Origin of the sequence: Nocardia sp. NPDC046473 (assembly GCF_040645995.1) — a bacterium.
In the GTDB taxonomy this organism is placed as follows: Bacteria; Actinomycetota; Actinomycetes; order Mycobacteriales; family Mycobacteriaceae; genus Nocardia.
This window is the reverse complement of sequence record NZ_JBEYZJ010000008.1, coordinates 445,816-471,158: the sequence shown is the minus strand read 5'-3', so window position 1 is coordinate 471,158 and position 25,343 is coordinate 445,816. Positions and strand designations below refer to the sequence as shown.

The 25,343-nt window shown below is 66.3% G+C and carries 27 protein-coding genes; 11 read left to right on the top strand and 16 right to left on the bottom strand.

The window, feature by feature from the left end; genetic code table 11:
• Positions 1 to 389: 389 nt before the first annotated feature.
• The gene (locus ABZ942_RS29710; protein ID WP_357387657.1) at positions 390 to 599 is read left to right on the top strand and encodes a DUF5988 family protein; all 210 of its coding nucleotides are present in this window, start codon (positions 390 to 392) and stop codon (positions 597 to 599) included.
• Positions 600 to 641: 42 nt separating this feature from the next.
• Here ABZ942_RS29710 and ABZ942_RS29705 read toward each other — a convergent pair whose 3' ends face one another.
• On the bottom strand, positions 642 to 1,547 hold the full coding sequence (locus tag ABZ942_RS29705; protein ID WP_357387967.1) for a hypothetical protein: 906 nt from the start codon (positions 1,545 to 1,547) through the stop codon (positions 642 to 644).
• 383 nt (positions 1,548 to 1,930) lie between these two features.
• On the opposite strand from ABZ942_RS29705, the gene ABZ942_RS29700 reads away from it, so the two are divergent.
• On the top strand, positions 1,931 to 2,515 hold the full coding sequence (locus ABZ942_RS29700) for a GNAT family protein (protein ID WP_357387655.1): 585 nt from the start codon (positions 1,931 to 1,933) through the stop codon (positions 2,513 to 2,515).
• A 43-nt stretch (positions 2,516 to 2,558) separates the two neighbouring features.
• Here the strand turns inward: ABZ942_RS29700 and ABZ942_RS29695 are convergent, their stop codons facing one another.
• The 3 genes from ABZ942_RS29695 to ABZ942_RS29685 all read right to left on the bottom strand — a co-directional run bounded on the left by ABZ942_RS29695 (position 2,559) and on the right by ABZ942_RS29685 (position 4,558).
• Positions 2,559 to 2,885: a hypothetical protein gene (locus tag ABZ942_RS29695; RefSeq protein ID WP_357387652.1), complete on the bottom strand. Its 327-nt coding sequence runs from the start codon at positions 2,883 to 2,885 to the stop codon at positions 2,559 to 2,561.
• Positions 2,886 to 3,047: 162 nt separating this feature from the next.
• Positions 3,048 to 3,314: a hypothetical protein gene (locus ABZ942_RS29690; RefSeq protein ID WP_357387650.1), complete on the bottom strand. Its 267-nt coding sequence runs from the start codon at positions 3,312 to 3,314 to the stop codon at positions 3,048 to 3,050.
• A 95-nt stretch (positions 3,315 to 3,409) separates the two neighbouring features.
• Positions 3,410 to 4,558: an alpha/beta hydrolase gene (locus ABZ942_RS29685; RefSeq protein ID WP_357387648.1), complete on the bottom strand. Its 1,149-nt coding sequence runs from the start codon at positions 4,556 to 4,558 to the stop codon at positions 3,410 to 3,412.
• Positions 4,559 to 4,775: 217 nt separating this feature from the next.
• Between ABZ942_RS29685 and ABZ942_RS29680 the strand changes: the two genes are divergently transcribed.
• Positions 4,776 to 5,006: a DUF418 domain-containing protein gene (locus ABZ942_RS29680; RefSeq protein WP_357387955.1), complete on the top strand. Its 231-nt coding sequence runs from the start codon at positions 4,776 to 4,778 to the stop codon at positions 5,004 to 5,006.
• Here ABZ942_RS29680 and ABZ942_RS29675 read toward each other — a convergent pair.
• From ABZ942_RS29675 to ABZ942_RS29665, 3 genes are all read right to left on the bottom strand, one after another.
• Positions 4,994 to 5,389: a hypothetical protein gene (locus ABZ942_RS29675; RefSeq protein ID WP_357387646.1), complete on the bottom strand. Its 396-nt coding sequence runs from the start codon at positions 5,387 to 5,389 to the stop codon at positions 4,994 to 4,996. The two genes, ABZ942_RS29680 and ABZ942_RS29675, sit on opposite strands and share 13 nt — an antisense overlap.
• 153 nt (positions 5,390 to 5,542) lie before the next feature.
• A complete protein-coding gene (locus ABZ942_RS29670; protein WP_357387644.1) occupies positions 5,543 to 6,556 on the bottom strand; it encodes an NAD(P)-dependent alcohol dehydrogenase in 1,014 nt (337 codons plus the stop codon).
• A gap of 122 nt (positions 6,557 to 6,678) precedes the next feature.
• The gene (locus ABZ942_RS29665) at positions 6,679 to 6,909 is read right to left on the bottom strand and encodes a hypothetical protein (protein ID WP_357387642.1); all 231 of its coding nucleotides are present in this window, start codon (positions 6,907 to 6,909) and stop codon (positions 6,679 to 6,681) included.
• Between the two features lie 19 nt (positions 6,910 to 6,928).
• On the opposite strand from ABZ942_RS29665, the gene ABZ942_RS29660 reads away from it, so the two are divergent.
• Complete coding sequence (locus tag ABZ942_RS29660) at positions 6,929 to 7,582, top strand: hypothetical protein (RefSeq protein ID WP_357387640.1); 654 nt, start codon at positions 6,929 to 6,931, stop codon at positions 7,580 to 7,582.
• On the opposite strand, the gene ABZ942_RS29655 is transcribed toward ABZ942_RS29660, so the two are convergent.
• Both ABZ942_RS29655 and ABZ942_RS29650 read right to left on the bottom strand, forming a co-directional pair.
• On the bottom strand, positions 7,583 to 8,269 hold the full coding sequence (locus ABZ942_RS29655) for a response regulator transcription factor (RefSeq protein ID WP_357387638.1): 687 nt from the start codon (positions 8,267 to 8,269) through the stop codon (positions 7,583 to 7,585).
• Positions 8,259 to 9,494, bottom strand: a complete 1,236-nt coding sequence (locus tag ABZ942_RS29650) for a sensor histidine kinase (protein ID WP_357387636.1) — start codon at positions 9,492 to 9,494, stop codon at positions 8,259 to 8,261. Before ABZ942_RS29650 ends, ABZ942_RS29655 begins: the two co-directional genes overlap by 11 nt.
• 165 nt (positions 9,495 to 9,659) lie before the next feature.
• Here ABZ942_RS29650 and ABZ942_RS29645 point away from each other — a divergent pair, with 165 nt between their 5' ends.
• A complete protein-coding gene (locus ABZ942_RS29645) occupies positions 9,660 to 10,238 on the top strand; it encodes a hypothetical protein (protein WP_357387634.1) in 579 nt (192 codons plus the stop codon).
• A gap of 46 nt (positions 10,239 to 10,284) precedes the next feature.
• Here the strand turns inward: ABZ942_RS29645 and ABZ942_RS29640 are convergent, their stop codons facing one another.
• From ABZ942_RS29640 to ABZ942_RS29630, 3 genes are all read right to left on the bottom strand, one after another.
• On the bottom strand, positions 10,285 to 10,467 hold the full coding sequence (locus ABZ942_RS29640; RefSeq protein WP_040738949.1) for a 2-hydroxymuconate tautomerase family protein: 183 nt from the start codon (positions 10,465 to 10,467) through the stop codon (positions 10,285 to 10,287).
• Between the two features lie 100 nt (positions 10,468 to 10,567).
• Positions 10,568 to 11,440 carry a LysR family transcriptional regulator gene (locus ABZ942_RS29635; RefSeq protein ID WP_357387632.1) on the bottom strand — a complete coding sequence of 291 codons (873 nt, stop codon included), beginning with the start codon at positions 11,438 to 11,440 and terminating at the stop codon, positions 10,568 to 10,570.
• Positions 11,441 to 11,469: 29 nt separating this feature from the next.
• A complete protein-coding gene (locus tag ABZ942_RS29630; RefSeq protein WP_357387630.1) occupies positions 11,470 to 12,651 on the bottom strand; it encodes a glycoside hydrolase family 76 protein in 1,182 nt (393 codons plus the stop codon).
• A gap of 192 nt (positions 12,652 to 12,843) precedes the next feature.
• Between ABZ942_RS29630 and ABZ942_RS29625 the strand changes: the two genes are divergently transcribed.
• Positions 12,844 to 14,283 carry a TIGR00366 family protein gene (locus ABZ942_RS29625; protein WP_357387628.1) on the top strand — a complete coding sequence of 480 codons (1,440 nt, stop codon included), beginning with the start codon at positions 12,844 to 12,846 and terminating at the stop codon, positions 14,281 to 14,283.
• On the opposite strand, the gene ABZ942_RS29620 is transcribed toward ABZ942_RS29625, so the two are convergent.
• The 4 genes from ABZ942_RS29620 to ABZ942_RS29605 form a co-directional block, all read right to left on the bottom strand.
• On the bottom strand, positions 14,250 to 15,188 hold the full coding sequence (locus tag ABZ942_RS29620; protein WP_357387626.1) for a response regulator transcription factor: 939 nt from the start codon (positions 15,186 to 15,188) through the stop codon (positions 14,250 to 14,252). The two genes, ABZ942_RS29625 and ABZ942_RS29620, sit on opposite strands and share 34 nt — an antisense overlap.
• Before the next feature lie 2 nt (positions 15,189 to 15,190).
• Entirely contained in the window at positions 15,191 to 16,510 is a 1,320-nt protein-coding gene (gene secY / locus ABZ942_RS29615) for a preprotein translocase subunit SecY (RefSeq protein WP_357387624.1), read from the bottom strand.
• A gap of 171 nt (positions 16,511 to 16,681) precedes the next feature.
• On the bottom strand, positions 16,682 to 17,242 hold the full coding sequence (locus ABZ942_RS29610) for a DoxX family protein (protein ID WP_357387622.1): 561 nt from the start codon (positions 17,240 to 17,242) through the stop codon (positions 16,682 to 16,684).
• A 38-nt stretch (positions 17,243 to 17,280) separates the two neighbouring features.
• Entirely contained in the window at positions 17,281 to 18,039 is a 759-nt protein-coding gene (locus ABZ942_RS29605) for a class III extradiol ring-cleavage dioxygenase (protein WP_357387953.1), read from the bottom strand.
• 98 nt (positions 18,040 to 18,137) lie between these two features.
• Here ABZ942_RS29605 and ABZ942_RS29600 point away from each other — a divergent pair, with 98 nt between their 5' ends.
• The 5 genes from ABZ942_RS29600 (at position 18,138) to ABZ942_RS29580 (ending at position 25,342) form a co-directional block, all read left to right on the top strand.
• A complete protein-coding gene (locus ABZ942_RS29600) occupies positions 18,138 to 18,596 on the top strand; it encodes a MarR family transcriptional regulator (protein WP_357387620.1) in 459 nt (152 codons plus the stop codon).
• Positions 18,597 to 18,753: 157 nt separating this feature from the next.
• On the top strand, positions 18,754 to 20,703 hold the full coding sequence (locus ABZ942_RS29595) for a hypothetical protein (RefSeq protein ID WP_357387618.1): 1,950 nt from the start codon (positions 18,754 to 18,756) through the stop codon (positions 20,701 to 20,703).
• Complete coding sequence (locus tag ABZ942_RS29590; protein ID WP_357387616.1) at positions 20,704 to 22,203, top strand: hypothetical protein; 1,500 nt, start codon at positions 20,704 to 20,706, stop codon at positions 22,201 to 22,203. It abuts the gene before it with no gap.
• Entirely contained in the window at positions 22,200 to 23,669 is a 1,470-nt protein-coding gene (locus tag ABZ942_RS29585) for a glycosyltransferase (RefSeq protein ID WP_357387614.1), read from the top strand. The genes ABZ942_RS29590 and ABZ942_RS29585 overlap by 4 nt, the downstream gene beginning before the upstream one ends.
• Positions 23,666 to 25,342: a glycosyltransferase family 39 protein gene (locus ABZ942_RS29580; protein WP_357387612.1), complete on the top strand. Its 1,677-nt coding sequence runs from the start codon at positions 23,666 to 23,668 to the stop codon at positions 25,340 to 25,342. Before ABZ942_RS29585 ends, ABZ942_RS29580 begins: the two co-directional genes overlap by 4 nt.
• Position 25,343 lies beyond the last annotated feature (1 nt).

Below are 25,343 nucleotides of genomic sequence, written 5' to 3'. Positions count from 1 at the left end.
CCGTTGCGCGTGCTGATGAGCGGGCGTTCCAGCCCCCGTGAAATCACCATTTCCACTCCTTACGAAGCCCTGTTCCCGAGCCCGCGAACGGTCACTTTACGTCGCCGACGACTCGAAGCGGCACTGCCACTGCGGCCTTTGCACGCGCACCGTGCAAAGGCCTGCGCCGCAGCTACCGGCCCGCATTTTGCGCCAGGAACAGAAGATTTCACGAGATTTAACGGAAGTAACCGATGCCGGGGACTACCGGCGTCACAACCCGATGCGACCATTCGATTGATGTTCCATCGAGCGGAACACGCGCTTCAGCGCCTGCGGCCGCATACCTAAGGTCCTGGAGTAGTTGGGATCCCCCGACCTTCTAGAGAACAGCAAGACAGGTGATCACGGTGTCACAAAAGATCGAAATCGTCCTGGTCGGTGGACCATCCGCGGAACCCCAGCTCTGGCACATCGATGCGGACGACGCAACCGAACCGGTGAAGGTGCCGCGTATGAGCGGATACGAACATTTCGATCCGACCGGCTTCGACGTGGAACTGGACGGTCGCCATTTTCCGGTCTATCTCTGGTCGTTCCGAACCCGATCCGCCGAGTGAATTGCCGGTCGCGATCCGCGCCGCGTCGGCGCGTCCGGCAGCTCACCGCGTTCGACGACGGTGACAGCGTCGAAGCGCTGGGCTGACACCCGTGCGGCGAGCAGGCCCGCAATACCGGCACCGAGGATTACCGCATGACTGTTCCCTGACACGAGGTCCTCCTTGGTAGGCGACACGGCCACGGGCCGGTTCGACGTCGGTTCGGTCGAGCAACGAGGTGAGCGCATACACCGTGGTCACCAGACAACCGACGCCGGCGATACCGGCGATCAGCCTGGGCACTGGGCCGATATCCGCGTGCAAGGCGACCAACGCGGGCCAGCACAGCAGCAGCGGGAATCCCAGATAGCCACTCGCGAGCATGGGAATAGCCAGCAGCATCCGCCGACCGCGGAGGTACCGGCGGAGAAGGTAGAGCACAGCACCGAGCAGCACACTGGTCGCGACGTAGGTCATCGGCCACAGCAACGGAAGTCCGAATAGTTGCAGCGTTTGATTTCCGGCATAGGAATAGAGATCGAATACACGCAACATCAGGTACTCGAATGCTATGTCGGCGAACACAATCGACGAGAATACGAGCCAGAACCTTCGGCGCGTCCAGCGCTGCTCGAAGGCCCGATACGCCAGATAGCCAACGGTGGATAGGTAGACCGGAAACGGTGCCGACGTCACCAACGTCGCCTCGGCATCGAATGCGCGGTACAGCACCGGCCCACTCACCTCGGGAGCGGCGCGGAGCATGACCAGCATGCTCGCGCCCGCATCACCGAGACACGAGAGCAACGCGCTGATGACCAGTACCGCCAATTGTGGCCGATGATTTCGCCACTCCACAATTGCCCAGAAGACCAGTGCCACAATGGTAATTACGAAGGTCACCAAGACCGATCCGCTGCCGAAGTTCTGCAGCGAACTGCCTTGCATGAATTCCGCTGCACTGATCATGGCCGCCCCGCCCCGCCGGTAGTGCGCACACCACCCGGAAAACGGCAGCCGATACCGACAATGGCGATAGGAACTTCAGCTGAAGCTGACACGGGGACTCCCTGCACTCGCGGTCGGCATCCACCGGGGCCTGCTACGGCGCAGGCACCCGAGGACGATCCACGGTGACTGCTCGGCGACCGTGGATATCGAAACCGCGCTCACCTCGGAACGCGCTGGGGTACAGCCTCTGTTCGGTCGCCGAAACGGACAAGACGCTGTTCCACGGCACGGAACATCGGCGGCCGGGCTCGATCATCGTAAGGTCACGCCGGATTCGCTACATTGGTTGATCGCGCACGCTGTGCGCGAATTCTGCGCGAGTGTCGGTTAGCGTGTCGGACATGGCAGTACTACCGGTACCAGATCCGCCACTAACCGATGGCGTTGTCGCGCTACGCCTTTGGCAGGCGAGCGATATCGAGCAACGGCTCGCGGGCTACGCCGATCCGGAGTTCCAACGTTTTTCGTTGTCGACCAGCGAGCCGGTCACCGCGGCACGCCTGCGGCAGCAGGCCGATCAGGAAGAGCGGGAGTGGGAACGCGGCGAGAAACTCAGCCTCGCCATTGTCGACGCCACCGATCCCAGCCAGGTGTGGGGTGGATGCTCGGTGTACGACATCGATCTCGAACAGCAACGCGCGGGCGTCGGCTACTGGCTCGTACCGCAGGCCCGTGGCCGTGGCGCGGCGAGCAGAACCGTTCGCCTGCTGGCATATTGGGCCTTCGACGTACTCGGCATCGCCCGTTTGGAACTCACCTGCGCCCCCGACAACATCGCCTCGCAGCGCGTCGCGGTGCGTTCCGGGTTCTTCCTCGAGGGAATCATGCGTTCGTATATGCGTTTTCAAGGCGGACGGCGCGACACCATGCTGTTCAGCCTGCTCCCCGAGGATCTCCACGAAGCCGACCGGCCTCGAACAGAATGAAGGTTCCACCTGCCGAGCAGGCGGAACCTTCATGTCGACGAGATCAGCGATAGAGCCAGACGCCACCGCCGCCGAGCGCGATGACCCGGTCCAGCTGGTGGGCCACACCGTTGTCGTCGTTCTGAGTGCAGTCGTACGGGAACAGCGAGTAGTGCCCGTCTCCCCCGCTGCACATGATCGGCCGGCTGGTGCCGTAGGGGCTGATCACAATCCGCGACGACAGGCGCAGGTTGTCCTGCGACATGAACTCGCCGGACCAGTCATGCCGGTTGGCAAGCCTGGCGTCGGCGTCGGGGTCAGCGGAGGCGATCGGAGCAGCGAACATCAGAGCGGCGGCACCGATACCTACGCATGCGAGTATTCGTTTCATGCCCTGACTATCGGTCATACCGTCCGACTATTACACCGTTTCGGTATCGGCCGCCCACATCCAGCCATACGGGTCCGATCAGGCCGTCCTGGCGGCCGCGGTTTCGATGATGCCGACGACGGCCTTGCTGCTGGTCTGCGGCGCGGTCATCGGCACAGGTCGTCAGTTCGGGACCGCGGTCACCGCGATCGGCGGCAGGCGATCCAGGCAGGCCAGGTCGCCGGGGGCAGTGGTGCGGATGAACCGGGTGGCGATGCCGATGACGCATCCGCTCGGTTCCAGTCCGGGCGCGGTGGCGGCCAAAGCCTGCTGGTACCGCGACTCTCGTTGCGCCGGTGGCAGATCCGGCGACCATGCCGTGGCGTAATCGTTGCAGACCACCGCCATCCCCAGCGCCGCGCCGTCACCGCCCGACGGCACGGTGCTCACCGAGTTCCGGCCGATCCGCCACGACCGGACGAGCCAGCACGCCGCAGGAAACCTCGTGCCCCAGCACCGTTGGGCACCATCCCGCAGCTTCAGTCTCACGGATTGTTGGCCCGGACCTCGGGGAAGGCGGCGGCCAGCGCATCCACCGACGGTTGCTCGATGCCGCGCAGATGCTGATCGAAGAACGCCGCGACATAGATACGGGTGAGATCGACTGCCCGATTACCGCGCAGCGCCGCCTTGCTCGACGCACCGGCCTGCTCAGCGAGCGTGCCGGTGTCGGCGAACGAGTCGTGCTCCGCGCCGACGACAGTCAACCATCGCTTCCATCCGTGCAATCGAGTCCACGCCTCATCCCACGACGAATCCCCGCCGCCCGGGCTGGTCTGGCCATCGACGCCGAGCATCAGGAACGGACGCTCGCCGAGCCCGCCGGTCGGCACGACACCTTGGAACGAGCCATCCATGTTCACGCCCGCCCGCACTCTGGCGTCGAGCGCCATCGCCGCAGCCGCGCTCGCCCCGCCGATCGAGTGGCCTGCCATGCCGATCCGCGTGGCATCGATCAGGCGAGCATGCGACCAGATCGGGGCGGGGCCGGTGAGACGGTCGAGCAAGAACACGGTGTCACGTGCCCTGGTCTCGGCCATCAGCGTGAAGACACCGTCGTCGCCGATTCGCTGGCACGCCACGCACGTGGACATCCGACCACCGGGAAACTCGGTCCCGAACGTCTCACCGGCGTGGTCGACGGCGGCCACCACATAGCCGCGGCTGGCGAGCTCCTCGCTCACCGCGGTGAGCGTGAATCGGGGCGCGGTGAAGCCGGGTGACAGCACCACCAGCGGATAGGAGCCGTTGACCGGCGCGGCATCCACCACGGCGTTGGTTCCGGCCTGACTCAGTGCCTGCACCGGAGCGCCCGCCAACTCCGCGCCCTCGATCAGCAACCGGCTCTCCTCGTCGGTCGCATACGGGGCGCGGACCCCATCGCTCTGCTGCGCCGGGTAATACATGCTGACCATCAGCTCGCGGGGTTGTGTCGGTGTCCACGGGTCTTTCCTGGCGCCGTCGACGAGGTGCAGCACATTGCGGCCGACGGCGAACGATCCAGTTGGCGTGGGCAATTGAGTCATCGGACTCGCTAAGGACGACCTCGGCGGCGGCGCTTCGCTGTCGAGCGCCCAAACTACTCCCGCCGCCGGCAACGTCAGGGCGAGCATGATCGCGGCTACCACGCGCATCTTCCGAACTCCTCATCCATTCCGCACCTCCGGCGGCATCCGCCACCGGGTATTCGCCATGGATCCTGCGCGACCGTCCGCAAAGCAATGCGAGACCAATGACAAAGCCACGTAAGAAGGCCCGCAGTGCTCGGAAACCCTCCCTGGGAGGTATGCGCAGATCAGCCTGTGGCCCGATTCGCGGCCGAGTCGGGACACCTAGCCTCGGTCGGCGTGAATCAACCGATATCCCCTCCAGCACAACGCATTACGGTGCTCGACAGCGCTCGCCGGAGGTCTTTCGGATTGGACGGTGCTCGGCCTCGCCGTCACCATCTATGCCGGACGACTGGCCATCAGGGCCTGGTACATCCGCGGACACCGCTACGGTCCGATCGAATGGGTGTTGCGCGCCGCCACTTACGGCACGCTACGACCCACTGAAATTGGGCGAACTCAGCCCGGGTAAACGTAGTGAACGGGGCCGTAATGTCCGGTTTGGGCGGAACCGGCCCACGGCACGTCCAGTGGAGCCTTGTTGAGCTTGTGCGGGTTGCCGTCACCGTCGGCCTGCCAGCAGTCCTGTTGAACGCCATGGAAGCTGGTGCACACGATGCGGGTGCTGGTGCCGAACGGTGAGCTCAGCCGGTTGCGGTCGGAGAGCGGATTCCAGTAGTCCGGGTCGCTCGGCACGGCAAAGTTCTTCGTCTCGTATACCGACAGCGCGCCGCCGCCGTCCGAGGGCCAATCGTCGGCCACGGCGGTACCCGAACCGACCAGCAGTGCCGCGCCGGCCACCACCGCGAGCACGGCGCAGCGCGCAAGACGTTCGGAGTTGATGGTTTTCGACATCGCGACCCCTTCCGTAGTCGCCGGAGGCATTCCGGCCGGTCTCGACTCTAAAGGTATCGGCCGACGGGCATGGCCGATTGGCTCGGGCCGCAAACTTGCATGCGGTGCAATGTTGCGGGGCATGATGTTTCGGGACGCTCCGCCGACGACCGATCAGCTGCCCGGCCGCACGATCGGCTTGATCGAGCCGGGATCGACGCGGGCACTCGTCAATGCCGCCGCCACCTGATCCAGCCCGAACTTGCCGGTCACCAGGCGGTCGAGGTCGACCCGTCCGCTGGCCGCGAGATCGATCGCGGTCGGCCAGGTATTGGCGTAGCGGAATGTCCCGGTCAGCTCCAGCTCACGTTCCTGCAGGTAGGGCAGCGGCAACGGCACGTCGTCGCCGCCCATGCCGACGAGCACGACCCGCCCGGCCCTGGCCACCGTGCGGATCGCGGCACCGATCGCGGGCGGATACCCGGAGCATTCCACCAGGACATTCGGCTCGAACCCGATCGCGCCGAGCTCGGTGCCGCCGACGTCCACCGCTCGCGTGCATCCCAGTTCGGTGGCCAGCGCCAGCCGCCGCTGGTTCACATCGGTGATCACCACCTCCGCCGCGCCGAAGGCCAGCGCGGTCTGCGCGGCCACGAGCCCGATCGGTCCCGCCCCGTTCACCAGCACCCGATCGCCCGGGCTCACCCGCCCCTTTCGGCACGCCCACACGCCGACCGACAGCGGCTCGAGCAGCGCGGCCGCCTCGTCGGTCATCGAATCCGGCACCGGATGCGCGAATTGCTCGTGCAGCACCACGTATTCGCAGAACGCGCCGTCGATCGGCGGCGTCCCGAAGAACCGCATGCCCGGGCACAGGTTGTAGCGGCCGGCCCGGCACTGAACACAGGTGAAGTCCGGCACGCCGGGCTCTAGCGAAACCCGTTGCCCGACAGCATGTCGTCGCGCGTCGGCCCCGAGCCCGATCACCACGCCGGACGCCTCGTGGCCGAGCACCAGCGGTTGTTCGACAACGTGCCCGCCGATCCGGCCGTGCTCGTAGTAGTGCACGTCGGAACCGCACACCCCGACCGCGCTGACCTTGATCAGCACCTCGGCCGGACCCGGTTCGGGCACCGGGCGTTCCTCGATCGTGATCTCGCCGACCGTCGCCAAAACCGCTGCGCGCATGTCGTCACTGCCTTCCGGGGCTCAGCACCGCAGCCCGCCACACCGTCGGGCTGCTCCGATCAGAACACCGAATATCGTCCGCGCGCAGCGAATTGCGTCAGTTCAGCGCCGATGCTGTGCGGTCAGCGCCGAAACCAACGCCGTAGCCGCGCACTTATGCCGTCCCGCGGTGCCGGCGCTGCGGTTTCGATGGCCTCCTGCGCCGCCGTCGCCTGCGCGAACCGCACATGCAACTGTTCGCGGACCTGGTCCGGGGTGTACGCGCGACGACGACGCTCGGCGCGCACGACCACCACACCGGTGGCGACCACACCGGCCGCACCCGCCAATCCCACTGCCTTCCACCACCTCATACCGCATAGGCTACTTCGTATGGCGGGTACGACCATCACTCTCGACCGGGCGCTCGAGCTCACGAGGACCGGCGACATCTGGCTGTTCCGTGGGCATTCGAGGGCTGACCGGGCGATCAGGATGACGACGAACAGTCCGGTGAACCACGTCGGCATGTCGGTCGTGCTCGACGACATGCCAGCGCTGATCTGGCACGCGGAGCTCGGCCACTCGCTGACCGACATGTGGTCCGGAACCGCACATCGCGGCGTCCAATTGCACAATCTGCGCGATGCCGTGCTGGTGTGGGCGCACCGCTACGGTCAGCAAGCCTGGCTGCGCCAGTTGAACCTGCCCGCCACACCCGAGATGGAAGACAGCCTGCTGCGCACCATCGCCCGCCTCGACGGCACGCCCTTTCCCTCGACCGCCGGTCTTGCCGGACGCTGGCTGCGCGGCCGGGTGAGCCTCCCGCGCCCCAAGTCACGCAAAGCGGCGGCCCGTGAACTGGAGAGCGCGTACTGCGCGGAGATCGTGGCCGCGACCTACCAGTCCATGGGACTGCTGCCGGACACCCGCAGCCCCAATTGGTATGACCCGGGCCGCTTTTGGAGCGGCGACGGACTGCGTCTCACCGGCGGCTACGACCTGGGTGACGAAATCGCCGTCCAGACACCGGCAAAGCCGGACTGATCAATTGTTACCCGGCACTACGATGCCCGTTTCGTAAGCGAGAACGACCAATTGGGCGCGGTCGCGGGCATCGAGCTTGGTGAGCAGGCGGCCGACGTGGGTTTTGACAGTCGCCACACTCACGTAGAGCGTTTCGGCGATTTCGGCGTTGGATCGTCCGGCGGCGATGTGCTCGAAGACTTCTCGCTCGCGGTCGGTGAGTGCGGCCAACGCGCCGGGCAGCGCGGACGGTGCCGCGGGCTGGCGGGCGAACGCGCTGATCATGCGACGGGTGATGCTGGGCGTCAGCAGGGCATCACCGTTGGCGACGACTCGGATCGCGCGCAGCAGTTCCTCGGGCGGCGAGTCTTTGAGGATGAAACCGCTTGCGCCGCTGCGCAATGCCTGGAAGACATGCTCGTCCTGGTCGAAGGTCGTCACGATCAACACATGCGGGCCATCGATGCCGCCCGCCGCGATGTGACGCATCGCCTCCAGGCCGTCCATGATCGGCATCCGGATGTCCATCAGCACGACATCGGGGCGCAGCTGGCGGGTGAGCCGGACCGCTTCCCCGCCGTTGCCCGCCTCGCCGAGGACGGTGAGGTCCGGCGCGGAATCGACGAGGACGCGGAACCCGGCTCGTACGAGCGCTTCGTCATCGGCGATCAATACCCGGATCGGGGCAGGGGCGGTCTCAGCTGACATCGTGATCCTCATCGATCGGGAAGTGCGCGGCGACGGCGAACCCGCCCTCGGGTCGCGGGCCTGACTCGAAACGGCCGCCGAACAACGACACTCGTTCGCGCATACCGAGCAGGCCGAGACCCGAGCCACTGCCGTCGGGCTGCCCGGTCTGGGTCACCGGTCCGTCATCGGTGACAGACACATCCAATTCTGTTGGCGTGTGCCGAATCTCGATCCGCGCGCGGGCGGTGTGCGCGTGCTTGACGACGTTGGTGAGCGCCTCCTGCACGATGCGATAGACCGTGGTCTGCAGCAACGCCGGATAGCCGATCGGTTCACCGACAACGTGGTACTCCACGACCAGACCGTCATGGCGCAGCCGGTCGACGAGCTCGGCGATCTCGGCGAGCCCCGGTTCATCCGACGACGGCTGGCACCCCGGTTCACGGATCTGCGCCAGCACACGCCGCAGTTCGTTCAGCGCGGAACGGCTGGCCGTCTCGATCGCGCCGAGTGCCGCACGTGCCTCACCCGGCTGCTCGTCGAGCAGCAGCCGAGCGACTCCGGATCGGACCGCGACCATGCTCAAAGTGTGCGAGATCAAGTCGTGCACGTCGCGCGACACTCGCAACCGTTCCTCGGCGCGAATCCGGCGTTCCGCCTCCGCGGCCTGATGACGTTGTTGCGCGGCGATACTGGTCCGATAGTCACGCCGGGTGCGGATCATGTCGCCTGTCAGCCAGGCGGGGATGGCGATCAGCAGTTGCACGAAGTCCTGTTCCTGATCGGGATGCAGGTGCATACCGAGCAACGCGGCGACACAGATGGCTACCAGCGCGAGACCGGTCACGAGCAAGGAATCGCGACGTGATCGGAGGTCGGCGAGCGTGAGCACCGCGACGCCGAACGCGGGACCGGTATTGCTGACCCACGGTGTGAATCGAACGCCGAGTAGCGAGGCCAGGCACAGCACAGCCGTCACCGCGATGAGCACTGCGAGCGGCCAGCGACGCCGGACCAGCAGCGGCGCGACCACCGCGGCGCCGAGCGTCGCGATGGCGGGAATCGAACCGATCCCGCTGACCGTGCCCACCAGCAGCGGCAGGGTGAATACCGCGAAACAGCCGGCCGCGATCGCGAGGTCGATCACGTCCGGCCCCGCATTGCCCGGTCGGTGCCGCAACGGCGTCAGCCGCTGATGCCACGGCCGCGCGGTCTGTTCCAGCGGCAAGGTAGTAATCGCCATAGCGCAGACGGTAATCGGCCCGGCGGTGTCGACACATCGCCCCGAGGTCGAGCGTGCGAATCATCCGCAAGTCGGACAGGTCGCACGGCATCCGTCCGGGGCTGACGCCGATCTCGCTGCCTGGGGATGACGACAACGCCCAGGTCAGTGAGACAAAGTTGGGGCATGAACACATACGGCACCCGGTCGAGATCACTCAGTGCTCGCGCCGAAGGCACACTGTCGCGCCCGCTGCTGGCCATCGCCGCCACGTCACTCGTGGCGGGCATCGTGTTCGGTGGCGTGAGCTATCTCAGCCGGTCTTCGGAACACGAGACGCATGTCGAAGGTACGGCCGCGTGGTGGCCGCACCTCGTGCTGTTCACACTCGTTGCCGCCCTCGTCGTCGTAGTGCGTCGACGCGGTCATCATCCGTTCCGCCTACTGCTTGCTCCCGTAAGCATCACTGCCGCACAACGACTCGTGCGGACGCTGCGTTCGGTCCTGACCCACCCGACCGCATTATTGCGACTGCTGCTCAGCATCCTGCCCATCGCCTTGCTCGTGTACAGCCCGTTCCGGATCGGCGCGCAGATCCTCGGCGGCCTCGACCCGAACTTCACCGTGAATGCCTGGGGTGGGCCGACCTATCTCGGTGCGATGATCTTCCACTACTTCGACGGTGTACTGCTGATGGCCGCGGCGGCCGCCCTGCTGAATCTGCTGCTGTTGCCCAGCAAGCAGGCGACTGACGTGATCCGGTGACGACCGGCCCCGCCGATGTCCGGCGGGGCCCAGTCGCGCCGACCGACTACTTGTCGGCAATGAACTTTCCGCCGACCGCGTATCCATCGGCCGGGTACTCCTCGATCCAGACGTGCACCGATTCGGCGGGCGACTTGTACGCGTCGACGAACGCGTCGGTGATCCGGCGGACCAGCTCGCGCTTGGCTTCATCGGTCTTGGGCAGCTGCTGGACGATGACGTTCGGCATCGCGGTTCCTTTCTCGGTGCCCGCTCCGGTCGAGCGGGCCTACCGACAAATCTGCTGCACATCGACGACCTGTCCAAGAGCCAGTTCGCGCACGCAGCGATCACCGATCGTGATCGTCGAATTCGCAGGCGGCGAGCAGGATCTCCAGCGCCGGAGGGGGCGCTTCGCTGCGCACGAGGAGTGCGGTGTCCAGCGAAAGTCCCGGCGCGGCAAGCGAACTGAACACCACCCTGGTGCTGCGCAGCTGTCGCGCGTGCGCCGCGTAGACGACGGTCCAGCTGGTGTCCGAGCCGATCATCGCCAGAGTGTCCGACAGCGCGGAACTGACCGGTCCCGGCACCGGCTCGAACCCGGCCTCGTGACAGGCGTCGATGACGAGGTCGACCAGCGGCGCGTTCGCGCGACGTTCGGTAAGCCGCAGCGGATACGGAGCGAGGTCGGCCAGCGCGAGTTCCGGTGCACCGGCCAGCGGATGCCGCGCCGAGAGCGCGACCAGCAGCGGGTCATCCCACACCGGAATGCGGCGCAGACCCGCATGGTCGATCGGACCGCGAACGAACGCGGCATCGAGTCGCCCGTCCAGCACCTGCTCGACCCGGACACGGGTCGACGCCGACACGGTCTCGACCCGCACCTGCGGCACCAGACGTTCCATGATGCGATCCAAATGATCACCCAGGCCGGTGCTGGTCCCCAACCGCAACGTCGTACCCGCGACGAACCCGGTGATCGAGGCCTTCGCGCGAGCGGCCGCAGCCAGCGCGTCCCGCGCGCCCGGCAGGAACTGCGCGCCCGCCTCCGTCAGCACGACCCGCCGCGGCGACCGATCGAACAGTTCGACACCCAACTCGCGTTCCAGCTGACGAACCTGCTGACTGACCGCCGATTGCACGATATGCAGCCGCTCAGCCGCCCGCCCGAAGTGCAGCTCCTCGGCGACGGTCACGAAGTACCGGAGTTGACGCAATTCCACCGGCCCGACCCTACGGGCCGGTGATTCCGCTAGAGTCCGGCGGCGGTGAGTTGATAGTCGGCCTCGAGCAGCATCCAGCCACTGAGCTGGACTGACAGATCGCGAGCCGGGTTCGCCGACGCGGCCACTCTGCCATTCGACAGATGCAACGGGGTTTCCGGCTGGTCCGGCACTCGCGCCTGCTCGGACCAGTCCGCGCTGAACAGCGGAAGACCATCCACGTCGACTCGGTGCGCCCAGGCCGACTGAGCGGAAGCATGCACGATGCGTGCAGCCGAGTTGTCGCGCAACGTGATTGCGGCCAGCGCGAGGTAGCGGGCCAGGATGCCCATGAAGAGCCCGCCGTCACCACCACCAGCGCCGACAATGACGCCGTTCTTGGTCATTGCGCGACCGGTCGCGGCGATCAGCGCCGTTGCTCGGCGTCGATACTCGGAACCACCTGTACGCGTTGCCAATTCGGTCTCCAACCCGATGGCAACACCTTGGTTGTAGCTGTAAACAGCAGACTCGACTCGGGCACCCGGTTCATGGACACCATCGATGATCAGACCAGAGTCGTTGGCCCGCAACCGAGTATCGAGGAAATCAGCGATCTGGGTGGCGCGAGCGACGTCCCCGAGCCGAGCCAGCGCGATGCCACTCGACCCGTTGGTGCACGAGTTGTAGTAGTCGGACCCGACTCGCCACCGCATCGCACCGATCTCCGGATCCCAGCCCGCATCCAGCGCCGCCCGCAGATCCTGGATACCGTCGGTGAACCTGACACCGAGCAACCGATCGGCTCGCTCCAGCGCCAGCAACAGCCAGGCCATATCGTCGTAGTACTGATTCGTCCAGCCAGTCAGGTTACGCGCGCGAATACCGCGGATGATCGCGGCAACACGGTCGGTTCGCTCAGCCGCTGGAGCGCGCAGCGCGGCGTCGACCGCACAATCCACGAGGTGGGCCTGAAACCAGTAATTCCACTCGTCGAAGGCCTCTTCCAACGGCGAAGGCGGCCAAGCGGTCACACCGAGCAAGGTGCCCGGCAAACCCCATACCGGACGCACATGCCGTGCCAGAATCGCCTGCTCCGCGAGCCCCGCCCGCTGTGCGCACTCCCCCGCCTCCGCTGACGCAAACGCCGGTGCCGCGACAATACCGACACCCGCCCCAGCGACCGCCCACAGCACTGTCCGCCTACTGACCCCGCCTCGACCGCGATCCATCGACCCGACCTCCTTCGCCCGTGCGACTCTACAGACTGCCCAGACCGTCGGCGGTTTCTGCACTTTCGCAGATCACACCTGCGCATTTCCCCCTTGTCTGCGCGCAGACGAACACTAATACTGACCAACCGAACCCGTGTGCGGTGCGTCACACGCGTGCGGGCAGCGTTGGGAAAGTAGAGGAACAACTCCATGACGTCCACCATCGAAGAAGCCCCTGCCGAAACGGGACTCGCGCGGATCGCGCAGTCGCTCGCACGGTGGACAGAGAAATGGTTCCCCGACGCGTATGTATTCGCATTAGCGGGGGTATTCATTGTGGCCTTGGCGGCGTTCGCCAACGGCTCGTCACCGAAATCGGTGGCCACCGCGTTCGGCGACGGCTTCTGGGATCTGACCGCGTTCACCCTGCAGATGACGATGGTGGTGCTCACCGGCTATGTCGTCGCCACTTCCCCACCGGTCGCCCGGCTGATCGACCGGCTCGCCGTCATCCCGAAGTCCGCGGCAAGCGCGGTGAGTTTCGTTGCACTGCTTTCCATGTCGATTTCGTTTCTGAACTGGGGCCTGAGCTTGGTCTTCGGTGGCCTGCTCTGCCGTGCGATCGCACGGCGCACCGACCTGCGCGTGGACTATCGCGCACTCGGCGCGGCGGCCTTCATGGGCTTGGGCGGCGTGTGGGCACTCGGCCTTTCGTCCTCGGCCGCGCAGCTGCAGGCGACCGCGGGCTCGCTGCCGCCGGCCCTGCTGAAGATCACCGGCGTGCTCGACTTCGGGCGCACCATCTTCACCTGGCAGTCCCTGCTCATGTGCCTCATCCTCATGGCGTTGACCGCGGTGATCGCGCATTTCTCGGCCCCCAAGGGCGAGGCCATCAAGACCGCCGAGATTCTCGAGGTCGACCTGGACGACCAGCCCGAGGAGGTGACGCCGCGCTCCCGGCCCGGTGAATGGCTCGAATACAGCCACATCCTGCCGATCCTGGCGGGCCTGCTGACGTTGGCCTGGTTGGTCTTCCAGCTACTCGACAAGCCGGTGCTCACCGTGGTCAGCAGCCTGAACAACTACCTGCTCGTCTTCCTGATCCTCGGCCTGGTGCTGCAGGGGTCGCCGCGCAAGTTCCTGCAGGCGGTCACCCTGGCCGTGCCCGCCACGGCAGGCATTCTCGTCCAGTTCCCGCTGTACGCCGCCATGGCCGCGATCCTCACCAAGTCGAAAGGTCGTGGCGGGTTCACGGTTTCGCATCACCTCGCGGAGTTCTTCACCAGCCTCGGTGGCGGCGGCAGCTTCGCGATCGTGATCGCCGTCTACACCGTGGTGCTCGGCATCTTTGTCCCGTCCGGCGGCGGAAAGTGGCTGGTCGAAGCGCCTTACGTGATGCAGTCGGCGACCGACGTGCACATGAACCTCGGCTGGACGGTGCAGATCTACAACGTGGCCGAGGCGCTGCCCACCCTCATCAATCCGTTCTTCATGCTGCCGCTGCTCGCGGTGCTCAAGCTAAGGGCGCGCGATCTGGTCGGATTCACCTTCCTGCAGTTCATCTTCCATCTGCCGGTGATCCTGCTGCTCGTGTGGTTGCTCGGCTTGACGTTCGACTACGTCCCGCCGATCATTCCCGCCACCCCGTGAGCTGAACTGCCGCGAATATGATACTGCGGGAACGTATCCGGCGCGGACAGCGCCTCCTGCGGCACAATGCGACGGGTGTGCGCGTAGACGGCCGCGTGCACCCGATCGCGAACGCCCAACTTGGCCAGCACATTCGAGACATGTGTCTTCACGGTCTGTTCGCCGACGCCGAGCGCCTCGGCGATCTCGGGGTTCGTATACGCCCTCGCGATGAGCATCAGCACCTGATGCTCACGCGCGGTGAGGGTCTCGACCTCCGGCGCGGCAGGGAACGGCTCGATCCCGGTGGCCAGGCGGGTGACCAGGCGCCGGGTCAGGCTGGGATCGATCAGCGCGTCGCCGCGGGCCGCCATCCGGACCGCGGAGATCAAACCCGTGGACGGCAGCGTTTTCACGAGGAACCCGGACGCGCCGAGACATAGTGCGCGGTACAGGTTTTCGTCGGTGCCCGAGCTGGCGAGAGTGAGGATGCGGGTGGCGCCACCGAGTGCCGCGAACGCGTCGATGGTGGCCGGACCGTCGAGACCGGGCAGATCGAGGTCGAGCAGCGCGACGTCCGGTCGGAGCCGTTCGATTTCCCGGATCGCGGCGACCCCGTGGTCGACCTCGGCGACGCATTCGATGTCCGGCTGGGTGCCGATCGCGGCCCGCAGACCCGTACGGAAGACCGCGTGATTGTCGGCCAGCAATACCGAAATCGTTGCGCGCGAGGTGGACTCGGTGTCGACCTGCGACCGATCGATATGCCGGTCGACCGGCGGATGCGTATCGACCGCGCTGCTCGCCGCCGCCGACGCACTGGGCACACCGGTCACCGACAGTGTCGCTGCGGTGATAGCGAGGACAAATGACGAAGCGACCTTGCGCAACGGGTGATTCGACGCCGAGTCCGATCGTGGATTCATCTTCAGCGCAGGAACCCTTCGTAGTTTTTGTTCATCACTTGGCTCTCGAGCTGTTTGATCGTATCCAGTCCGACGCTCACCACGATAAGCGCGGAGGTGCCACCGAACGCAAGACTCGGTGTCGTACCGGAGGATCCGATGCCGAGCAGCAGGTTCGGCAATACCGCCACGGCACCGAGGTAGCCGGCACCGGGCAGGGTGATCCGGCTGAGCACGTGATTCAGATAGTCCGCCGTCGGCTTGCCCGGCCGCAAGCCCGGCAGGAACCCGCCGAACTTCCGCATCTCATCGGCACGTTCTTGCGGATTGAAGGTGACCGCCACATAGAAGTAGGTGAAGAACACGATCATCGTGAAATAGATCGCGACATACACCGGGCTGCCCGGATTGACCAGGTACTTCTGGATCAGCTCCTGCCACTGGGATTGTGGGCCCGAACTGCGCTGGGTCAGCTGCGCGAGCAACTGCGGCACATACAACAGCGAGGACGCGAAGATCACCGGAATCACCCCGGCCTGATTGACCTTCAGCGGCAGATACGTCGACGAACCCCCATACATCTTCCGGCCGACCACCCGCTTGGCGTACTGCACCGGAATCCGCCGCTGGCCCTGCTCGACAAAAATCACGGCGACGATCAGCAGAAACACCGCGACGCACACGGCAGCGAACAGCAACGTGCCTTTGCTGTCCAGAATCGACTTACCCTGACTCGGGATCTGCGCCGCGATACCGGTGAAGATCAGCAGCGACATCCCGTTCCCGATGCCGCGCTCGGTGATCAACTCGCCGAACCACATGACCAGCGCCGCACCCGCGGTCAGCACCAGCACGATGATGATCATCCCGAAGAGCGAGGTGTCGGACAGGATGTGCTCGGGACACCCACGCAGCAGCTGTCCCCGCGCGGCCAGCGCGACCAACGTCGACGCCTGCAGCACCGCGAGCGCCAGCGAAAGATAGCGGGTGTACTGGGTGATCTTCGCCTGGCCGGTCTGGCCTTCCTTACGCAGTTCCTCGAATCGCGGGATCACCACGGTCAGCAGCTGAATGATGATGCCCGCGGTGATGTAGGGCGTGATCCCGATCGCGAATACCGAAAGATGCAGCATCGCACCGCCGGAGAACAGGTTGATCAGTTGGTAGATACCCGCGGATTCACCACCGGAGGCGATCGCGATGCAGGTGCGCACTGACTTGAAATCCACACCGGGTGACGGCAGCGTCGCGCCGAACCGGTACAGCGTGAGCAAGCCCAAGGTGCAGAGAATCTTCCGCCGTAAGTCCGGAGCCCGAAAAGCCGATACGACGGCGGAAAACACACAATCCTCCTGGCGAACGACGCTGGTGGACAGGGCGAATCCGCTCGGATCGCGGGAATCGAACCTGCCAAGGGCCTTCGACGGTACGGAGGATCCGTAGCCGTCCACGTCGCCCGAGAGTCGGACTTATGCCTCCCCCGATCGGGGGAAAAGTCGCCTGGAACTGGCGTTTTAGGTGCGCACCACCAGTACGGCGCCGGCGGCGAGCACGGCGAGCACGATCGCGGCGAGGCCGTAAACCAGTCGGTGCGAGCGCAATACAGGCACGAAGCGATCGACGGCGTAGCGTCCCGGCCCGGTCAGGGTGATCGCCGCCGCAGCCGCGGTCAGGATCAACTCATACTCGATGCCCTTGGGCGCGAAGAAGGCTCCGGTGCCCTTGACCGCGAGCGCGTTGAGCAGTGTGCCGACCACCGCGGCACCTGCCAGCGGGGTGAGCAGTCCGATCGCGAGCGCGAGCCCGCCGAAGGTCTCGGTCACACCGGCCACCAACGCCATCGCCTCACCGGCCGGATATCCCTTGCTGGTGAAGAACTTCGCGGTCCCGTCCAGACCACCGCCACCGAACGAGCCGAACAGCTTCTGCGCACCATGAGCCGCCATGGTCAGCCCGACCGCGATGCGCAACAGGAGCAGTCCGGCGTCATAGGCATGCGGAGTAGCGGCATGCCCTGTCGTCTCGATCGGAGCAGAGGTGGATTCGGTGCGCGAAGTTGTTGCGGTGTAACTCATCTGGTGTTCCTTTCGGTGGGGGGTGCGGTCGGCCGGATTCAGCCGAATTGGAGGGAGCGTTTGGCCAGGCCGAGCCAGAAGCCGTCGATCACGCTGCGTTGCGTGGCCAGGTCGGTGTCGGCGGCGCCGAGTGAAACGAACAGCGGCGCGAAGTGTTCGGTGCGCGGGTGCGCCAATTGCGCTGCGGGCGCTGTGTGTTCGAAGTCGAGCAGGGCGTCGATGTCGCCCGCGTCCAGCGCGCGGTGGCCCCACTCGTCGAACTCGGCCATCACCGGGTGCACCGAGCCGTCATCGTTCAGTGCCCGCAGGTTGTGTGTGAAGAAGCCGCTGCCGATGATCAGCACGCCCTGGTCGCGCAGCGGTGCGAGTTTGCGGCCGATCTCCAGCAGGCCCGTCGGGTCCAGGGTCGGCATCGACATCTGCAGCACCGGCACGTCGGCATTCGGGTACATCTCCACCAGCGGCACGTACGCGCCGTGGTCGAGTCCCCGATCGGGCGCGTCGTGCACCGACATGCCGGGTCCGCGCAGTAATCCACGCACGTCCTCGGCCAGTTGCGGCGCGCCCGGCGCGGCATAGGTCACCCCGTAGTAGTGCTGTGGGAAGCCCCAGAAGTCGTAGATCAGCGGAACCGTGGTCGTCGCGCCGATGGTCAGCGGCGCATCCTCCCAGTGTGCCGAAATCATCAGCACCGCTTCGGGTTTCGGCAGCTCCGCCGACCAGGCGGCCAACTGGCCCGGCCAGATCGCGTCATCGGCCAGCGGCGGAGCGCCATGCGACAGGTAGACAACGGGCATCCGCATCGCTCTCACCCCTTCCATGTAGTTCAAATTTGAACATCTATCGCCAATGGTAGATTATTGTTCGAATTTGAACAACCACGAGAGGTGGGCGCATGGCCGAGCCACGCTGGCTGGACGACGAAGAGATGCGCGCCTGGGAAGCCTTCCTCGCCGCGACCGCACTGCTGAATCGTCGCATCGAACAGCAGCTCAAGGACGAGGCCCACCTGTCGCACGCCCAGTACGAGGTCCTCGTCCGATTGGCCAGGGCCCCGGGCAACGAACTCCGGATGACCGAACTCTCCGCCGCCCTCTTCGCCTCCAAGAGCGGCCTCACCTACCAGATCGACCAGCTCGCCAAGGCCGGCTTCGTCCGCCGCAGTCCCGCCCCCGGCGACCCCCGCGGCATCATCGCCACCGTCACCCCCGCCGGACTCCGCAAACTCGAGGCTGCAGCCCCCGGCCACGTCGCAGTGGTACGCGAACTACTGATCGACGTACTGACTCCCGAACAGCGCAAGGCCATCGCCGACGGCCTCGGCGAGGTAGCGAGCAGACTCAACGCCACGTAGTTGCCAGATGGCGAATTAACACCCACTTTTGGCATGTCGTAAACACGACTGTGCAGGTCCACCCTAGAATCCGAGCGGTAGGTCAAGGATTCGCTCATGCGGTGCTGGCCGGTGTCGGCTGGATTGTTCGCCGCGGTTGACAGCAGGGAGACCGCTCATGACCTTGCGTGCACACTCCGGCGCGACAGCGCGGCGACTACCGGGTTGGCGGCGGTCGGTTGCGCTGGTTGCCACGGCGTTGGCGCTGTCGGGAGCGCCGATCGCGACGGCCGAGCCGGGTGATGTGCCGCTCGGGCTGCCTGCGCTCGGGCTCGGTACCTCGTTGACATTCCCCGGGGCCGAGCATCAGGTTTCGGTGAATATCCCGCTGCTACCCGGTCTGGTGCCGACCGCACTGGTCGGCACGATTCAACTGCCGCCGCACGTGGCGCGCGGGTCGCTGGAGGTGCATTCGGGTGAGCGGCTGATCGATCGGGTCGAGTTGCCGCTGGTGCCGCGCGGGCCGATCCGGCTGTCGCTGAGCGGGGCCGAGGTCGTCGATAACGCGATCTCGGTGACGGTCACCTCCTCGCTGATCTCGGAGGCGGGTGCGTGCGTCATCGACTGGCTGGGGCGGCCGTTGACGATGGTCGAGGCAGGCGTCATCTACAGCGGCGAGGAGCAGCAGCCCACGACGGTGGCGGACTTCCTGCCACCGGTACTGCAGAAGCTGACGGTGTATTTGCCCGCCGATCCGAAGAAGGTGGAGAGTGCCGCGGCGATGTCGCTGACCACCGCGGTGATCGCCCGGTACGGGAATCAGCAAGTGGCGGTGGATGTCCGGCCGACGCAGCCGGGCGCGGCGGTGCCCGATCATCCGCCGGGCTTGCTGGAGCGGCAAGTGGTGATCGGCGAATCGGCGGATTTCGGACTGCGTTTGGCGGGCGGGCCGACACCGGTGCTCACCGTCAACGGCAACGAGAAGACCCTGCCCGACCAGATGCGGCTGCTGGTCAGCGATCTGGCCAAGGTGGCGATCTCCTCGGCCGCGACAGCGGTGGCACTGCCGCCCGCGCCCCAACTCGCGCCGGACAGTACGACTCTCGGCGCACTAGGTCAGACCCAGCTCAGCTCGACGGCGATCGGCCCGGTGCGCGTGGATGTGGGCATCGACCAGTCGCGACTCGGGCGGCCCGCCAAGGATGTGCGAGTTCGGTTGCGCGGCAGCTACACCCCGCTCCCAGACACCTTGAACGGTCAGCTCACGGTGAGCGCGGGTACCACCTACATCGACAGCTGGCCGGTGGACGGCTCGGGCCGGATCGACCGGTGGATCTCCATCCCGAACGCCGCCCTCGGCCGCTTCACCACCTTGTCGGTGACCTTCCAGCAAGCAGGGCTCACCCACGGCTGCGGCCTGGAAGCACCGCTGACGCTGACGATCGATCCGAGCAGCGAGGTCACCAGCGCCACCGCGACACCGCCGATCCCCGGCGGCTTCGGCGCGCTACCGCAGGCGCTGCTGCCGGACGTGCAAATCGGCTTGCGGACACCGGGTTTCGCGGACACGGTGCGCGCGGTGACCGTACTGACCGGACTGCAGCGGCTGACGACCATCCCATTGCGACCGGAGCTGGTGACCTTCGACCAGGCGGTCGCAAGCAAGTCACCGGCGGTCCTCATATCGGCTAACGGCGATGTGCCGGAATCGATTTCGCTGCCGCTCCGACAAACCGACGCGGGCCTGGCCTTGACCGGCGAGGACGGGAAGACGATCGCCAGGATCACCACCGATCCGAAGACACCGTTCGCGTCGCTGCAAAGCACCTGGTCCGGTGGGCGGACCGTGGTCGTCGGCGCATCGAGCGACACCCCTGAACATCTGGACCGGGTACTCGGCTGGCTCAACGCGGATCTGAACCGCTGGTCCCGCCTGCACGGCGCGGTCCTGTTCCAGGCCGGGGACCGGCAGCCGGAGTTCCTCGACCCGGCCACCGCCGCCCCGACGACCACCGACAGCTCCGAAATGACCTCCCTGGCAAAGATTCTCACCGGAGCCGGTGCCGCAGTGGTGCTGCTCGGGGTGCTGGCCGGGGTGGTCGTACTGGTGCGGCGCGGCAGGCGGTAGATGTCCGCCGACCCGGCAGCGCGCGGACACGTCCGCGGGACCGTCACCAGAATCGCGGCGCGACTGGTGCTGATCCTGCTGGCCACCGCCGCCGCGTTCTGGACCACCTGGGTCCGGCTGGTGCACGACACCTGGACCGGGTCGAGCATCGGCTTCGTCTTCGTCCTGCCGGTGCTCGCGATCTTCTCCGCGATCGGCATCACCCTGCGCCGCGGGCCGGAACTGCCCATTCACGACCGGCAGACCGATCTGATCGTCGGCGTGATCGGGCTCGGATTGTCCGCCTGCACACTGGGTTTGCTGACGCCGCGCTATCGCTATCTGTACGAGATGCTGCACCTGGACCTGCTGGCGGCCTGGCTGTTCGTCGTCTCCGCGTGCATTCTGCTGTTCGGCCTGCGCCCGACCACCCGGTACTGGCCGTGCTGGCTGCTGCTGCTCGCCGCGTTCCCGCCGCCGTACCGGGCCATGCGCGTCATCGTCGGCGGCGGCAGCGTCTCGGCGGGCGCGACGATGCTGTTGTTCGCCGCGTTCGCGGCCGCGATCGCGGTGGGCCGCACCAGAACCCGCGCCTGGGTCGGCGCGGGGCTGGCCTTCGCCGTGGGCTGTACGGTGCTCGTTGTGCTGCGGATCTGGTTCCCGACGGCCCGCGTACTCGTCTATCAGGCGGTTCCGTCGGTGGTCGCGGTGCTGGTCGTCGCGGCGGTGATGTACGTGGACTGGCGTCGCCGCCGCGGGATGTCGCTCACCCCGCTGGACCGCGAGCTCGACCCGCTCACCGCACCGCAGGCCTGGGCCGCCGCCGGGACGGTGGCCGCCGCCGCGATCCTCATCATGATCATCCCGATTCCGCCGGACTACGACCGCAACTTTCCCACGCGCCCCGGACTCGTTGTCGCACAGCCGCATACCGTGCCACCCGGCTGGGACCAGCTCAGCGAGCGGCACTATCCGTGGGCGCAGAACTACTTCGGCCAGGGCACCTCGATGACCAGGCAGTTGCTGCGGGCCGAGGAGCCCAACCCACTGTGGGACAACGAATCTCGCCGTCGCCGCCTGGTGATCGACACGGTGCGCGCCAAGGATCAGTACGCGATCGATCGGTACCCGGAGTTCGTCCTCTACAACATGCCCCAGCCGCGGATCAGCCCGCCGACCCGGATCGACCTGGGCCACGGCATCACCGCCCGATTGAACACCGTGCTCGACGATCGGCGGCTGCTCAGCTGGACCTGGCTGACCTGGAATTGGAGCGGCACCGACGGCTCGGAGCGAATCAGCCTGATCGCGGCCGACAACCACGAGTCCGATGCCGCGTTCCCGCCGCCGCAGCCCTCGATGCTCGGCATCTTCGAGAACTTCCTGCATCAGTTCCTGCGCGGCAAAGCCGTGGTGTTGGACTCGGAATCCGAGGACGTCGACTCCGACGCCGAGCACAAGGACCGGGATATGCTGCTCTCCGTCGCACGGGCCATCGTCGCCGGAACCGAGGCGAAGTGACGGCGACCCGCGGCCCCGAACCAGGATCGGCCAGCGCCCGCGCGCTGCATTCCGCCGTGCACGGCCTGCGCGAATCCGACCCGATGGCGTCGGCCTCGGTGGCTTTCCTACCGTGGCAACGCAATACCGCGCTGGGCCTGGTGCTGCTGGTCGCGGTGTGCGCGGTGTTCTTCCCGATGGGCACCTGCACGGTGCTCGTCGCGCTGTGCACCCTCGGCTATCTCACCGCCATGGGCGATCGCCTGCTGATCTTCCAGCGCGGTATGGCCAGGGACGCGATCATGACCGTCAGCGATGAACGCGCGCTGGCACTGACCGACGCGGAACTGCCGCCGTACACGATTCTCGTTCCGGCCTATGGCGAACCGGAGGTGGTCGGCGATCTGATCGGCGCGATGACGGCGCTCGACTATCCCAAGGACCGGCTGCAGGTCTTGCTGTTGCTGGAGGAGGACGACTCCCCCACCATCGAGGCCGCCCGGCGCGCCGGCATCGGCACGCTGGCCAGCGTCGACCACGTCACCATTGTCCTTGTGCCCGAAGCACAGCCGCGCACCAAGCCCAAGGCCTGCAACTACGGTCTGCATCAGGCGACCGGCGATATCGTCACCATCTACGACGCCGAGGACATCCCCGATCCGCTCCAATTGCGCCGCGTGGTGGCCGCTTTCGCGGATCTGCCGCCCGATGTGGTCTGCATCCAGGCCAAACTCGCCTTCCACAACGGGCGGCAGAATCTGCTCACCGCCTGGTTCACCGCCGACTACGGCCTGTGGTTCGGCTTCCTGTTGCCAGGGCTCATGCGCAGTAAGGCGCCGATTCCGTTGGGCGGCACCTCGAATCACTTCAAGCGCGATGTGGTGACCGCTATCGGTGCATGGGATCCGTACAACGTCACCGAGGACGCCGATCTCGGTGTACGCATCGCGGTGTCGGGCTATCGGACGGCGGTGATCGACTCGACCACGCTCGAGGAGGCCAATCCGGATCCGATCAACTGGGTGCGGCAGCGGTCCCGCTGGTACAAGGGCTATCTGCAGACCTGGCTGGTGCATACCCGGCGGCCGATCCGACTGTGGCGCAGCATCGGCACGGTCAGCTTCATCCGATTCACCCTGATCCTCGCGGGCACCCCGATCATCGCCTGCCTGAACCTGGTGTTCTGGTTCATCACGCTGTCCTGGATTCTCGGCCAGCCCGCGGTGATCGGCCAACTCTTCCCCGCCTACGTCTACTTTCCCTCGCTGATCGCGATGATCATCGGCAACGGCGCGACCATCTACATGAATCTGCTTGCCTGCCGGGAGAACAACCGGTCGGATCTGCTGGTCGCCTGCCTGACGGTGCCGCTGTACTGGCTGCTGATGAGCATCGCCGCGGCCAAGGGCTGCTACCAGCTGGTGCGTAATCCGTCCTACTGGGAGAAGACCTTTCACGGCCTCGGCACGAAGGAGGACAGCGAGTGAGATCGCGCTGGATCTTCGTCGCGTCGACGCTGTTGTACCTGGCCGCGGGCACCTGGTTGAGCGCGGGCAACGGTTTCCTGATGGGCGACGCGCTCAGCCGGGTGTCCGCCACCCAGGCGACGCTGTACAGCCGGGATCCGCATCTGTCGGCGATCGGATTCGTCTTCACGCCGTTGACGTCGCTGGCCCAGTTGCCGATGGTCGCACTCGCGCAGCGGTTTCCGGGCATCACGGTGTGGGGACTGTCCGGCGTGCTGATGTCGGCGTTGTTCATGGGCGGCGCGGTGGTGATGGTATTCGGCATCGGCACCGATCGCGGCGCGCCGCTGTGGCTCAGCGGGGGCGTCGCGCTGCTGTTCGCGATCAACCCGATGGTGGTGTTCTACGGCGCGAACGGGATGAGCGAGGCGCCGTTCCTGTTCTGCCTGTGCTGGGCGATGCGCAGGCTCATCCGGTGGATGCGTACCGATGATGCGAACGACCTGACGGCGTGCGGTATCGCGCTCGGGCTCGCCTATCTGACCCGGTACGACGCACTGGCGCCCGCAGCCGCCGCGGGTGCGCTGGTATTCGTGGTCACCTCTCGGCGCAGTCGCGGCGAGAGCCACCGATGGCATTGTGCCGTGATGGATTTCATCCTCGTCGTGCTGCCGGTGGCGGCCGCGTTCGTAGTGTGGGCGGCCACCAGCTGGTTGATCACCGGACAGGCGTTCCAGCAGTTCAGTTCGCAGTACGGCAACTCGTCGATCCTGCAGCAGTCGAGTTCTTCGGCGGCCGAAACCACTGCGGCGCTGGAGTATTCGACGGCCGCGACGCTCATTCTCGGACCGCTGCTGCCGCTGCTGGTTCCGATCGTCGGCGCGCTCGCGGTGCGCAGGCGCGACCCGCAGGTGGTGGTGCCGATCCTGCTGTGCGGTTCGGTGCTGGCCTTCCAAGCTTTCAGCTACGCGAGCGGGTCCACCTTCGCGTTCCTGCGGTTCTATGTGGCGGCGATACCGCTGGCCGCCGTCTTGGCACTGCAGGTGGCGCCCGCGCGTGGATTTCCGCCGAGCCGCAGGCCCGGCAGGCACGCCGCGACGGCTACACCGGAACCGGAACCGATCTCCGGCAAACACCGCGTCCGACCGGGCTGGGCTGCACCGGCCGTCGGCATGGCACTGACCCTCGCGCTGCTGGCGGGCGCTATTCCGTTGACGGCGTGGGGAATGTCGAGTCATGCCATCTCGGTGCAGGAGTACTCGCTGGGCGCGGTGCTGTTCCCGGATCCGGACAACGCGTCCGAGCGCCGGGCCGACGAACGCCGGATCGCCGCCACCTTCGCCACCGAGCGACGGCTGGCGAACTACCTCGACGCCATGAACCTGCCGCGCGGGGCGGTGCTGATGGATACCGTGTACGGCTTCGCCGTTGTCGTCGCATCGCATCGGCCCGACCAATTCGTGGTGCCCTCGGATCGCGATTTCGTCCGGATACTCAACCGGCCCGCCGAACGCGGCGTGAAATACATTCTGGCCGTGCCGAACAAGGGACGCGGCACCTCGGACGCGGTGAATCGGCGCTATCCCACGATCTACGAGAACGGCAGCGGCATCGCGACATTGGTGCTCGAGGTGCCCAATGATGGTGCGGGTCAGCCGGAGTGGCGCGTCTACCGGGTACTCGGCGCGGACTGAG